At 69.1% G+C, this 12,337-nt stretch carries 12 protein-coding genes and 3 pseudogenes; 9 read left to right on the top strand and 6 right to left on the bottom strand.

Annotated elements, in window-relative coordinates:
- Window positions 1-8: 8 nt before the first annotated feature.
- Window positions 9-518, bottom strand: coding sequence for an N-acetyltransferase family protein (locus AC067M_RS17655; RefSeq protein WP_478697884.1), 510 nt, complete (start codon window positions 516-518; stop codon window positions 9-11).
- Between the two features lie 179 nt (window positions 519-697).
- Here AC067M_RS17655 and AC067M_RS17660 point away from each other — a divergent pair, with 179 nt between their 5' ends.
- Complete coding sequence (locus tag AC067M_RS17660; RefSeq protein ID WP_478698010.1) at window positions 698-1,321, top strand: LysE family translocator; 624 nt, start codon at window positions 698-700, stop codon at window positions 1,319-1,321.
- Window positions 1,322-1,500: 179 nt separating this feature from the next.
- Here the strand turns inward: AC067M_RS17660 and AC067M_RS17665 are convergent, their stop codons facing one another.
- Window positions 1,501-1,623 (bottom strand): hypothetical protein, encoded by a 123-nt coding sequence (locus tag AC067M_RS17665; protein ID WP_478697885.1) that lies wholly within the window; start codon window positions 1,621-1,623, stop codon window positions 1,501-1,503.
- Between the two features lie 161 nt (window positions 1,624-1,784).
- Window positions 1,785-2,552, bottom strand: a complete 768-nt coding sequence (locus AC067M_RS17670) for a methyltransferase domain-containing protein (RefSeq protein ID WP_478697886.1) — start codon at window positions 2,550-2,552, stop codon at window positions 1,785-1,787.
- A 91-nt stretch (window positions 2,553-2,643) separates the two neighbouring features.
- Here AC067M_RS17670 and AC067M_RS17675 point away from each other — a divergent pair, with 91 nt between their 5' ends.
- Complete coding sequence (locus AC067M_RS17675; protein WP_478697887.1) at window positions 2,644-3,198, top strand: winged helix-turn-helix transcriptional regulator; 555 nt, start codon at window positions 2,644-2,646, stop codon at window positions 3,196-3,198.
- Between the two features lie 420 nt (window positions 3,199-3,618).
- A pseudogene (locus AC067M_RS17680) lies at window positions 3,619-3,960 on the top strand (LysR substrate-binding domain-containing protein); the annotation flags it as partial.
- A gap of 328 nt (window positions 3,961-4,288) precedes the next feature.
- Here AC067M_RS17680 and AC067M_RS17685 read toward each other — a convergent pair.
- Window positions 4,289-4,945, bottom strand: coding sequence for a type III effector protein (locus AC067M_RS17685; RefSeq protein WP_478697888.1), 657 nt, complete (start codon window positions 4,943-4,945; stop codon window positions 4,289-4,291).
- A gap of 130 nt (window positions 4,946-5,075) precedes the next feature.
- Here AC067M_RS17685 and AC067M_RS17690 point away from each other — a divergent pair, with 130 nt between their 5' ends.
- The 6 genes and pseudogenes from AC067M_RS17690 to AC067M_RS17715 all read left to right on the top strand — a co-directional run bounded on the left by AC067M_RS17690 (window position 5,076) and on the right by AC067M_RS17715 (window position 10,758).
- A complete protein-coding gene (locus AC067M_RS17690; RefSeq protein WP_478697889.1) occupies window positions 5,076-5,507 on the top strand; it encodes an Hsp20/alpha crystallin family protein in 432 nt (143 codons plus the stop codon).
- Between the two features lie 126 nt (window positions 5,508-5,633).
- Window positions 5,634-5,970, top strand: a pseudogene (locus AC067M_RS17695) (DUF2267 domain-containing protein).
- 73 nt (window positions 5,971-6,043) lie between these two features.
- The gene (locus AC067M_RS17700) at window positions 6,044-6,478 is read left to right on the top strand and encodes a DUF2267 domain-containing protein (RefSeq protein ID WP_478697890.1); all 435 of its coding nucleotides are present in this window, start codon (window positions 6,044-6,046) and stop codon (window positions 6,476-6,478) included.
- Between the two features lie 593 nt (window positions 6,479-7,071).
- On the top strand, window positions 7,072-8,784 hold the full coding sequence (gene ctaD, locus AC067M_RS17705; protein ID WP_478697891.1) for an aa3-type cytochrome oxidase subunit I: 1,713 nt from the start codon (window positions 7,072-7,074) through the stop codon (window positions 8,782-8,784).
- Window positions 8,781-9,155, top strand: coding sequence for a hypothetical protein (locus tag AC067M_RS17710; protein ID WP_478697892.1), 375 nt, complete (start codon window positions 8,781-8,783; stop codon window positions 9,153-9,155). The genes ctaD and AC067M_RS17710 overlap by 4 nt, the downstream gene beginning before the upstream one ends.
- Before the next feature lie 604 nt (window positions 9,156-9,759).
- The gene (locus AC067M_RS17715; RefSeq protein WP_478697893.1) at window positions 9,760-10,758 is read left to right on the top strand and encodes an aldo/keto reductase family protein; all 999 of its coding nucleotides are present in this window, start codon (window positions 9,760-9,762) and stop codon (window positions 10,756-10,758) included.
- 414 nt (window positions 10,759-11,172) lie between these two features.
- Here the strand turns inward: AC067M_RS17715 and AC067M_RS17720 are convergent, their stop codons facing one another.
- Entirely contained in the window at window positions 11,173-11,934 is a 762-nt protein-coding gene (locus AC067M_RS17720) for a ZIP family metal transporter (protein WP_478698011.1), read from the bottom strand.
- Window positions 11,935-12,039: 105 nt separating this feature from the next.
- Window positions 12,040-12,213 (bottom strand): annotated as a pseudogene (locus AC067M_RS17725) (lamin tail domain-containing protein); the annotation flags it as partial.
- Between the last annotated feature and the right edge of the window lie 124 nt (window positions 12,214-12,337).

Consider the following 12,337-nt stretch of genomic DNA (forward strand, 5'->3'; position numbering starts at 1 on the left):
CCTCCGTCCTACGGGGCCGGGGTCTGGCTGAGGACTGCCGGGGCCTGGGCAGCGAGTTCCTTGAGTGGTTCACCGCTCAGCCGGCATACCGTCCACTCGTTCAGCAGCTCCACACCGAGCGACTTGTAGAAGTCGATCGTCGGCTCGTTCCAGGCCAGGACCCACCACTCGAAGCGCTGGTAGCCGTTCTGCCGGCAGACCGCGGCCAGGGAGGCGAGCAGAGCCTTGCCGTGTCCTCCACCTCGGGCGTGCGGCCGTACGTAGAGGTCCTCCAGGTGCATGCCGCGCGTGCCGGTCCAGGTCGAGAAACGGGGGAACCACAGGGCATCGCCGACGGCCTCGCCCGTCTCGTCGTCCTCAGCGATCAGTGCGAAACCAGCGGGATGTTCTCCGAACAGCGCCTCGCGAAGCTGCTCCTCGGTCGCTCGGGCCTGCTCAACAGCCCGTTCGTACTCAGCGAGTTCGCGGATCATCGCGCGGATCTCCGCGATGTCGTCCACAGTGGCAGCCCGGATCATGCCGGAGATCATCGGCCACCGTACCGAGCCGTGTCCATCCGATTCCACGCCTTCTCAGCGGCGTGAACCCGACTGTGGTCTTCCCCTCGACGGACGATCTGAACGATCTGCGGAACACGTCCGCAGCTGGGCCGACAAGAGCCTTGTGGCGCAGCAACACGCTTGGCGATGCTGCCTCGATGATGACTTCCGTCCTTGCGTTCGTCGGTGCGGCCTTCCTGATCGCCATGGTCCCAGGGCCAAGCACCGTTGTGATCCTGCGCCGAGCGGTGGTGAACGGCCGGAGGACCGGCATGGCCACGGTCCTGGGTAACGAGTGCGGCGTGCTGCTATGGGGCCTCGCCGCGGCCTTCGGTCTCTCCGCCCTGCTGCTGGCCTCGCAGGTCGCCTACGACATCATCCGGATGGCCGGCGCAGCGATGCTGGTGTGGATGGGAGCGCGTGCCTTGTGGCAGGCGAGGCGAGCTGGCCGGCCGGATCAGGGACCAGCGGGAAAAACCGCCGTGTCGCTTCGGCAGGCGTACTGGCAAGGCCTCGTCACCAACTTCGCCAATCCGAAGGCCGGCGTGTTCGCCGTTTCCTTCCTCCCGCAGTTCGTTCCGCATGGAGCCCCTGTTCTTCCGACGCTGCTCGCCTTCTCGGTGATCTGGGCCGTGGTCGACTTGATCTGGTACCTACCGTTGGTCTGGCTGGCCGGACGTGTCGGAGGAGTGCTTCAGCGACAGTCCGTTCGGCGCCGGATGGAACAGGCCTCCGGGGCGCTCTTGGTCGGGCTGGGGGTGCGTCTGGCTACCGAGTCTTAGGGGTCCTTGCAGTCTGATCTTCTTGTGGCACGGTGGAGTTGTACGTGATTCCGTGCTGTGTGGGGGTGACCCTCGTGCGGCGGAAGCCGTGGGAGATCGTGAGCCTTTTCAGTGTGGCCACTCAGCGCTGAAAAGGCTCCCTACCTTGGTGGTGGGGTCGGTCCCGATCATTCGTAGGATCACTGACTCGGAGCCGGGTTGCAGCCGCGGGGCGTGCCCCGCTTTGTTTCGAGCAGACCTTCGCCCTGCTTCACCAGTTCAAGCGCCTGGCCGTGCGCTGGGAACGTCGCCTCGAACTCCACGACGCCGTCTCCTCGTTGGCCTGCAGCCTCATCTGCTGGCGGCGCCTGAAGAATGCCGCTCCATCATCGCGTTCCGGCCTCATTGCAAGTCCGACTGGGCAAAACTACCGGCGCCATTTTGCGGTGCGCCTGGGATGGCCGGCCCGGGCCGGGGGTGTGGCTCATGCCCGGTGGATCGCGTACCCCAGATACGTCACCACCGGGCTGCCCTCCGGCTCGAGCACCATGTCGACCAGCTCCGGCAGCTGCTCGTCGGCCAGCGTGCCACGCCTGCGACCGCGCGTCGCGCGCACCAGGCTGAGTACGTCGCGCGGCTTGAACGCCGAGACGTCCTTCGCGGACAGCCCCGCCCGGTCGAGGGCCTCGGCGAGCTCCGCCGGGCGGCGCAGCCGGTGTGCGGCGTAGCGGCCGCGGGGCATGATCCGTGTGCCCGGGAAGGCTTGGAAAGCGCCGAGGTAGATGAGGCGGGACACAGGGGTGCGGTTCACCGTGTCGTAGACGAAGGCCCCGCCGGGACTCAGCACGCGCGCCGCCTCCGCGAGGACCGCGTCCGGCCGTTCGGTGATCTCAAGGGTGTCGGCGCAGTACAGGAGGTCGAAGGAGCCGCCCGGCAGGTCGAGTCCCTCCGCGGGTGTCGTCAGGTACGTGATGCCCAGCCCGTCGTCCGCGTCCAGGGCGAGGGCCGTCGCGGCGGGGGACGGGTCGGCGGCGACGACCTCGAACCCGAGCCGGGCGAGGCCGCGGGCCAGAAGGCCGCGCCCGCTGCCGACGACGAGCGCCCGGCTGCCGGCCGCCGCGAGGCCCGCCTCCGAGAGCACGTGCCGCAGGTACTCAAGGCGTACGGACTGAAAGGTCAGGGCCCGGATGTGGCGGCCGTCGACGGCCGTGGGTCCGGCCGTGTCGAGTGCGATGTGCGGGCCGGTGGCCATGGCAGGCTCCCTCTGTGGCGGGTCGGGTTCCCTCAGTAAACCTAGCATCCACAAGTTCCCTGAGGGAACCCGGCGGCGATACGATGGGCTCGTGACCCGCACCCCCCTCTCCGGCGTCGCGTGCTCGATCGCCCGCGCGACCGATCTGTTCGGCGACGCCTGGACGGCCCTGATCATGCGCGACGTCCTCCTCGGCCTCCGCCGCTTCGACGAGCTGGCGGAGGACCTCGGCCTGTCCCGCAAGACCCTCGCCGCGCGGCTGGCCCGGCTGGTCGAGGAGGGCGTACTGACGCGCGAGCGGTACCAGGCCGCCCCGCCACGCGAGGAGTACGTGGCCACGGAGAAGGGCCGGGAGTTCTACCCCGTCCTGCTGGCGCTGATGGCCTGGGGCGACAAGTGGTACGCGGGGCCCGCGGGGCCGCCCGCCCAGATCCGCCACGACACCTGCGGGCACCTGGCCTCGCCGGTCATGGCCTGCGACGCCTGCCGGGAGCCGCTCACGGTAGCCGACACGACGCAACTGCCCGGACCCGGCGGGCGGGTGGGGCCGGGCACGCAGCTGCTGGGACCGCTGATCGCTGCGCGGGGAGAGGGGGTCCCAGAGCCGGTTACGGCCCCGGATGCCCTCCGATCAGCTCCTTCGTGATCTCGTTGTCGGCGGCCCAAGTCTTGTTCACCCAGACGTCCTGCCCGGTGCACACCACGCGGCGCTCAGCCGCAGTAGCGGCTTGACCGCACCCAAAAGACTGTCGTCCACGATCCCCGGCCGCCCGCTCACGCACCACGAACGGCCGGATCGTCACACCAGCCACGCTCGACGAGCCCCGATACCCAAGATCCTTTTACGAGCTCTTTCTGCCGTGACATGGAGAGGGCGCCGCCATGCCTTGCAAGGTGCCTGCCGAGAAGGGTCTGCTGACTGGTGGGATTTTGGCCGGTATAGCTGACATCACCGGCAGGCTCGACCGGATGCCCCACGATCACGCGGGGCCGCAGCGTGATCTCCCTGCGGGCTGCGCGGTCCGGGCACCGTTGCTACCCCGGCAGTCAGGCCCAAGCCCAGTTCGAGACGGGACGCACCCTGACCGAAAGAGGGGAGCGGATCGAGCGCGAACTGACGGCCGCGGAGAACGAGCTCGCCGACTTCGCGGGACTGCGCGCGGGCACCCTTCGCGTCGGCGCCTCCCCCACCGTCGGCGCCTCCCTCCTCCCCCGGGCCTTGATCGCCCTCCGGGAGACGCACCCCGACGTGCGGCTGACGGTGCGCAGCGCCCGTATCGCGGGCTGCTCTTCGGCCGCCCTCGCCGACTTCGCGAACGACCTCTGGATCACCCGTGCCGAGAGCCACCCGGTGACCGAGGCCCTCGCCCACAGCTGCCACACAGCCAGGTGCGAGCCGCAGATCGCCGCGGGTGACGCGGTTCATAAGGATCCCCCCGGATCGTGAAGGTCGGATCCGCAGCCAATCGCAAAGGAAAAGTAAAGTCAAACTGTTATGCGAGCCAACGAATCCGCAGGCCAGAGGCACTGTCAGGCGGCGGGTGCCCCGTCTCGCACAGAGCCATCAGGCGGATCATCGGGGAGTAGGCCCATCCCAGCCGGGTGCGGGACTTGCCGAGCCAGTTGAGGTTCCGCTCCTGGTCAGGCGAATGATCTTGAAGAGCAGCGGGCCCCCGGCCGGCTTGCCGGGGCCCGCCGCGTCAGGTCCCGCGTCGCGCAAGGGAGCTGCTTGTCGGTCAGTCGGGGGCGGCGCCCGTGGCCGTGGCGGAGTTCGTAAGGGCATCGAGTCGGGCGGCGAGGTCGGGGTGGGTGGCTGTCAGATGGGGGCGGGCCGCGTTCAGGGGGCTGATGAGGGCTGCGGGATCGTCGTGGGCGAGGGCCGCGTGGAGTTGGCTGAGTGGGTGGTGGGCGGCGGCGGGGAGGTCGGTGAGGGCGGTGATCTGGCCGGCGATGCGGCGCAGGTCGGCGGCGTTGCGGCGGGCCCAGGTGGCGGCGGTGCGGTCGGCGGCGCGGCGTTCGCGGGTGGCCTGGACGCGTTGTTCGCCGGTGGTTCCGGCGGGGCCGGGCCGGTTGCGCAGGTAGCGGCGTTCGGCGGCCTGGCGGCTGGCGACGCCGAGGGGGTGGGCGAGGTCGGCCCAGCTGGCTCCTGCGTCGCGGGCCGTTTCGATCAGGCCGGTTTCCCATCCGGCGAGCTGCTCGCGAACCTGCCGCAGCAGCAGGAGGGAGGCCAGGGCCTGCTCCGGGGCGGGGTCGACGTCGGAGGTGGCGGAGGTCTTGTGCTGGGCGACGCGCAGGGCATCGTCTATGGCTTGCAGAGCCGCCGCGGCGGCGAGGAACGAAGCCGGGCTCTGGGCGTCGACGCTGGAAGAGACCGGCTGGTCGGCTGCTGTCATGGGCACCTCCCTCTCATCTCTGTCATCCTAATGACGACACAGCGATTGTCATCCATTGGATGACATGTTACAACGGTTTCAGTGAGGCGCATTGGCAGCAACTGCCCGAACCTTCTGGAGGTGTTTCGCCATGTTGATGCGCACCGACCCCTTCCGCGAGCTCGACCGGCTGACTCAGCAGCTGATGGGCCCGGGCACCTGGTCACGGCCGGCCGCGATGGCGATGGACGCCTATCGCGAGGGCGACGAGTACGTCGTGGCCTTCGACCTCCCCGGCGTCAACGCGGAGGCGATCGACATCGACGTCGAACGCAACATGCTGACCGTCAAGGCCGAGCGCCGGCCCGTGACGAAGGCCGACAACGTTCAGATGGAACTGTCGGAGCGGCCGCTGGGCGTCTTCTCCCGCCAGATCGTGCTGGCCGACACGCTGGACACCGAGCGCATCAAGGCCGACTACGACGCCGGGGTACTCACCCTGCGCATCCCGATCGCCGAACGTGCCAAGCCCCGCAAGATCGCCATCGGCAGCCGATCCGACCGCAAGGAGATCTCCGGCTGAGCCGGACGATGCGGGCCGAACAGGCGGTGGAGGACGGGCACCTGATCACCCCGTCCTCCACACCGCCGTAGCCGAAAAAGGGCGGCGCCCGACGTACTCCTACGACGCGAAGCGTTCCTCGGCCAGGTGACGAACCTCGACCAGGTGACGAACGCGGCGAGTACGGCAGCCGGCAGGAAGCGGAACGCGCGGCCCGCGTAGGCCTCGCCGTGCTGGGCGCGCACCCGGTCGGCGAAGTGCGCCCAACTGGCGGCGCGTCTGCCGGAAGACCTCGCCCTGATTCTTCTCGTCCGCTGCAAAGCGCCGAACCCCTCCTCCCCCGGAGCAGTTCGTGCGGGCGACCGTGGCGTGGATCGAGGCAGCCACCGACCGGACTGCGGCCTGGGACGTCAGCGCCGTCCTCAGCACGGTCGCCGACGCGGCTGGCGACGACCTGCTCTTCGACCGCCCCCAACCCATCTGAACACCCTGCTGTCCGCGCCTCCTCCGGGCGCCGGCACCACCACCTCAGCGAGAGAAAGGCAACCACCGCAGTGATGTCCGACCGGCGTGCACCGCTCCAGCACCTGCCCGTGATGACGTACGAGCAGATGCTGGAGAAGGTCCGCTACGAAGGGGCCTACCCCACCCGGGAACGGGCCGAGGAAGCCGTCCGCCTGGTCCTCGCAGGACTCGGACGCCAACTGACGGGCGACGAACGCGTCGAACTGGCCGCCCGCCTGCCCCTCCAAGCCGCCCGCACCCTCACCGCGGAGATCCCCGACACCCAGCCCCTCACCGGCTGGGCCTTCGTCAAAGACCTCGCCGTTCGCACCGACGCCACCCTGGCCACCACCCGCTGGGACACCGGCTCCGTCCTCTGTGCCGTCGCAACCCTGGCCGGCCCCGACCTCCTCACCCGCATCCTGCGCCGGCTCCCCTCGGGCTACGCGCTGCTGTTCGGCCGCGCCGAACTCACCCCCGCCGCATAGGCGGCCCGTGTCCTCGCGGCGTTAAAGCGCGTAGGTGACGGTGATGCGCGCACGGGTTGCCAACTACACAGGACTCGTGCACTCGGCGGCGCACCCGGTACCGCGCCCGACGCCGGGGGCTGCGGCTACCGGTTCGGTCCCCTTCTGACCGGACGGAACGCTGTCGGATGTCCACGCGTCTTCGCGGCGTCACCCCGACGTGGCAGGACAGGTGCCGGAGCCCCTTAGGACCTGTCCGGCCGGTCGGCGCCGGTGCTTTCCTCCACCGTGATCGGCCGGACAGGTCCTAGCCGAGCAGCTTGCCGCCTCTCCTTACAGGAATCGGCTGGGGTGACCGTGTCGCTGCCACCGCGTCCCAGCCGCTTTTGCCGGCGTTCCCTGCGCGCACTGCTGCCGGCACCCCTGCAAGTCTGCGCCAGGCACTCGCACCCACGTCGTGATCGGCTCACTCGGACGGGTGGGCCAAACTGCCATTCGGTCCAAAATCCCCCGACCTTGGGCGACACCACCGAATCATGACGACTAGTTTCCGCTGGGCTTGGGCTGGTCACACGCTGCCCGCCGCTGTGCACTGCTGCCGACTGAGGGAACTGATGGCGACACATACCGAACCGGTTTCTCCCGTACCGGCGGCGGAGCGCCGCAGCCGGGGTCAGGTGATCGTCACCTGGCTGACCACGACCGATCACAAGAAGATCGGACACCTCTACCTGATCACGTCGTTCGGGTTCTTCCTGATCGGTGGGGCGCTGGCGATGGCGATCCGGGCGGAGCTGGCCCGCCCCGGGATGCAGATCCTCTCCAAGGAGCAGTACAACCAGGCGTTCACCATGCACGGCACGATCATGCTGCTGCTGTTCGCGACCCCGACGTTCGCCGGGTTCGCCAACGCGATCATGCCGCTGCAGATCGGCTCCCCGGACGTCGCCTTCCCACGGCTGAACATGTTCTCGTACTGGCTGTTCCTCTTCGGCGGCCTGATCGTCGTCAGCAGCATGATGGTGCCCGACGGAGCCGCCGACTTCGGCTGGACCGCCTACACGCCCCTCAGCGGCGGTGAGCGCACCACGCAACTGGGCGGTGACCTGTGGATCATGGGGCTGGCGCTCGCCGGGTTCGGGACGATCCTCGGCGCGGTCAACTTCATCACCACGATCATCGGCATGCGCGCCCCCGGCATGACCATGTTCCGCATGCCGATCTTCACCTGGAACGTGCTGCTCACCTCGGTGCTGGTGCTGTTCGCCTTCCCCGTCCTGGCGGCCGCCCTGTTCGCACTCGAGGCCGACCGGAAGTTCGGCGCACACGTCTTCGACCCGGAGAACGGTGGAGCGATCCTCTGGCAGCACCTCTTCTGGTTCTTCGGCCACCCCGAGGTCTACATCCTGGCGCTGCCCTTCTTCGGCGTGATCACCGAGATCATCCCCGTCTTCGCCCGCAAGCCGATCTTCGGCTACATGGGGCTGATCGCCGCCACCCTCACCATCGCGGGGCTGTCGGTCACCGTCTGGGCCCACCACATGTTCGCCACCGGCGCGGTCCTGCTGCCGTTCTTCTCGTTCATGACCTACCTCATCGCCGTGCCCACCGGGGTGAAGTTCTTCAACTGGATCGGCACGATGTGGAAGGGCTCACTGTCCTTCGAACCGCCGATGCTGTGGGCGGCCGGCTTCCTGGTCACCTTCCTCTTCGGCGGCCTGACCGGTGTCATCCTCGGCTCTCCGCCTCTGGACTGGCATGTGACGGACACGTACTTCGTCGTCGCGCACTTCCATTACGTGCTCTTCGGCACGATCGTCTTCGCGATGTTCGGCGGATTCAGCTTCTGGTGGCCGAAGATGACCGGCACGATGCTCGACCACCGCCTGGAGAAGATCCACTTCTGGACCTTGTTCGTCGGCTTCCACACCACCTTCCTCGTCCAGCACTGGCTCGGCGCCGAGGGCATGCCCCGCCGCTACGCCGACTACCTCGCCGCCGACGGCTTCACCACCCTCAACACCGTCTCCACCATCGGCTCCTTCCTCCTCGGCCTGTCCACGCTGCCCTTCCTCTACAACGTCTGGAAGACCGCCAAGCAGGGCAAGCGGGTCACAGTCGACGACCCCTGGGGATACGGCCGTTCCCTCGAGTGGGCCACCTCCTGCCCGCCGCCCCGCCACAACTTCGTCACCCTGCCGCGCATCCGCTCCGAATCCCCCGCCTTCGACCTCCACCACCCGGACCTGGCCGAGATCGAATACGCCGAGCACGCCGGCAAGCGCGACGCACTGGACGCCGACAGCCACAGAGGCCGGCCACAGTGAGACGCCTCAGGCACCAGGCATCACACGACGAGCGCGACGGCGAACTGTCCAACACGGTCGAGGGATACCTCCTCGCCCACAGCCACCACGAGCAGGTACGTCGCGAAGCCGAGGAGCTCTGCGCCCAGTTGCCATGGCTGACCAGCGCCCAGGCCGAGGACGTCACCCGCCACTACATCCTGCAGCGCATCGACGTCAGCCGCCGCATACTGCAGAGCACGGCCGAACGGGCCGCCCAGCTGCGCCACGAGTACGAGGACCGCTACGCCACCCTCCGACACGACCTGCTCAAACGCCACGCAGCATGCGCCTGCGCCGTCCTCACCTTCGCCGGCGCACTGAGCGCACTTCCGAGCCTGCTCACCCGCTAGTTGCATCACCCCGCCGGGTAGTCCTCCTCCTGGTCGCGGTCCGGATCGGGCTGCGCGGGCGTCTCCTCCCAAGGCTCTTCGACGGCAGCCCTCACAGGGGCGACATCGTCGGCGCGGCAGCTCCCGCACACCGTCAGGCCGTGGTCTCCTCCCAGCACTGATCGGTGAACTTCACCCCGCACCGCGTGCCCACCGGCCGTCCGGCCTCGCGTTCGGCGGCGAGGCGGCATAGGGCTTCGGCGTGCGCGGCTGCGGCCTGGCGGCGGAGGTCCTCGCCGTCGGGGCGTCGAGCGCATCGGTCAGCGTCTGGGCTGCTCGCGTCCCAGTCGCGGCCGCACCACCGCGCCCGCGCCGTACTCGCACAGGTCCTCCAGGGTGGCCGGTGGCGACCGGGATGGTCTGGCTGGTCGCGACGCCCTCCCATACGTAGGGGTCGTACCGGGTGCCGGACCAGTAGCGGCGGTACTGGACCGCGTCGACGAGATCGTCACCCCCGGCCCGGTCATCAGCCCGGCCTGCACCAGCTGCATCAACCCCGCCCTGGAGCCGGGGGCCCGTCGGCGCCGACCGGGTACACGTCATTCGTTCACCGAAAGGAGCAACCATGCGGTACCGCAAGCTCGGCAGCTCGGACCTGGAGGTCTCGGAGATCTCCCTGGGGTCCTGGCTCACCTACTCCGGCGGCATCGAAGCGGACGCGACCCGTGCCTGCACCGAGGCGGCATTCGACGCCGGGATCAACTTCTTCGACACCGCCAACGTCTACGGGCAGGGAGCCGCCGAGACGGCCTGGGGTGAGATCCTTTCCGCCCACCCCCGTGACACCTACCTCCTTGCCACCAAGGTCTACTTCCCGATGTCGGACGACCCGGCCGACCGGGGCCTGGCCCCCGCCCAGATCAGCAAGCAGATCGACGCCTCCCTCACCCGCCTCAAGACCGACCACGTCGACCTGTACCAGGCGCACCGCTTCGACCCCAGTGTCCCGATCGAGGACACTGTCGAGGCGTTCCAGAAGGTCGTCGAGCAGGGCAAGGCCCGCTACCTCGGCTTCAGCGAGTGGACCCCCGAGCAGATCCAGGCCGCGATCGACATCGCCTACCCCGACCTGTTCGTCTCCTCCCAGCCGCAGTACTCCATGCTGTGGCAGGCCCCCGAGGCCGAGGTTTTCGGCCTCTGCGCCACCAACGACATCTCGCAGATCGTGTGGTCGCCTCTGGCCCAGGGAGTGCTCACCGGCAAGTACAAGCCTGGGCAGCCCGTGCCGGAAGGCAGCCGCTTCGCCTCCGCAGACATGGCTGTCTCGCAGGATCTCGTCTACAGCGACGCCATTCTCGAAGCGGTCCAGCGCCTCGTCCCCATCGCTGAGGAAGCCGGGATGAGCATGCCCACGCTGGCCCTTGCCTGGGTCCTGCGACGCAGCGAAGTCGCCTCCGCCATCACCGGCGCCTCCCGCCCCGAGCAGGTACACGCCAACGCAGCCGCCTCCGGCGTGGAGCTGTCCGACGACCTGCTGGCGGCAGTCGACCAGGCCCTCGGCGACGTCCCCGTCACCGAACCCACCCTCGCCCCCGCCGCCCAGTCCGGCATCAAGCACCGCTGACGCGCCGATGTTCGGCTCGGCGCATCGTGCCGTCTTCGGGGCGCCGAGCCGTCTCCAGCAGCAGCGGGCCCCGTCCGTCAGCGCAGGAGACGGCCGTTGATTTCTGGCGCAGGTCGGTGTTCTCGGGGCGGAACGCCTACCGGTTGGGGGCGTAGGCGCTGTGTAGCGGCAGGCCAGAGGTGGCGGTCGGCCATGACCGGCTGGTCGCCGGCGCGGGCGGACGTGCGGCACAGCGCGCGGTCGGGGTTGTAGACGCAGGTGACGAAGCACCCCGGGACAGGCGGCGGCTCGTGGCGGGACACGATGCGCCGCGGGCGGGCTTCGTACCCTCCGTACGCGAGGGCCAGGACGCGATCGTCGGCGCCGTCACCGGTTCTCGCGCAGCGCCCCGCAGTACTGGCACACGTCGGGGGGTCAGGCGTGGGACAGTGCAAAGGAGACCAGGAAGCCGCTGACCGTGACCAGCCCGATCGCCAGGTGCGCTTCCTCGAACGCTTCGGGGATCATCGTGTCGGCGATCATGGCCAGGATCGCGCCGGCGGCCACGGCCGTCACCCCGGCGATCACTGCCGCCGAGAAGCCGCCGACCACGGCGTAGCCGAGCACGGCGGAGATGGTGCTCGCGGCGGCGATGGCTCCCCATACGCCGAAGACGTAGCCCTTGCTGCGCCCGGCCTTCTTCATCCCGGCCGAACTGGACAGCCCTTCCGGGATGTTACTGATGAACACCGCTGCCACTGTGACAGCACTGACGGCGCCGCCGTCGAGCAGGCTCACGCCGATCACCGCCGATTCGGGAATCCCGTCGAGTAGCGCGCCCAGCGCCAGGGCCAGGCCCGAGCCGCTTTGTGCCTCCTCGGAGGGCTGGGCCTGCCCGGAGTGGTGACCTGATCGCTTGCGATGACGGGCGCCGTGCCTCGCCAGCCACAGGTTGCCGACCGTGTAGGCCACTGCCCCCGCCAGTGTTCCCGCGGCTGCCGGGCCCAGCCCTGCCTGTTCGTAGGCTTCACCGATCAGCTCGAAGGAGACTGCCGACAAGAGCACGCCGGCGCCGAAGGCCATCACCAAGGCGATGACATTCTGCGGAACGCGCAGCCCGTAGCCGAGCACTGCTCCGAGCAGCAGGGCAGAGCCCGCCACCAATCCCCAACCGCCTGCCTCAACCACGTCTGACATGCTGCCGCGTCTACCCGTGTGAGCGGTGATGACCCACGGCAGCACGCGAACGGCGGGCCTGTCTCCACGTCGTCCCGCTGGTGGCGTGTTCAGCGGTCGCCGACAGTCGGAGCGGTTGCGCCACACGTGGTGGCTGCGGTCCTGGTACAGGTCCGCGTCGCGGTCGCGGCCTTGGCCGGTGTGGAGACGTACGGGAGCGCGGCCGGCCAGGCGGTAGTGCTCGAAGGTGTAGGTGTTGCCGTCCTCGTCCATCAGCCGTCCAGCCGTCCAGCCGTCCAGCCGTCCAGGGTCACGCTGTACGGCGGCGGCCAGACGACGGGTGGGCACAGTCGCGGAAACGGCCACAGGTCATGGGTTTCCCTGCAAGGTACGGGCACGCCTCCAGCACGCGGTCAGGCCGCCC

It is taken from the genome of Streptomyces sp. NPDC043427, assembly GCF_056436655.1.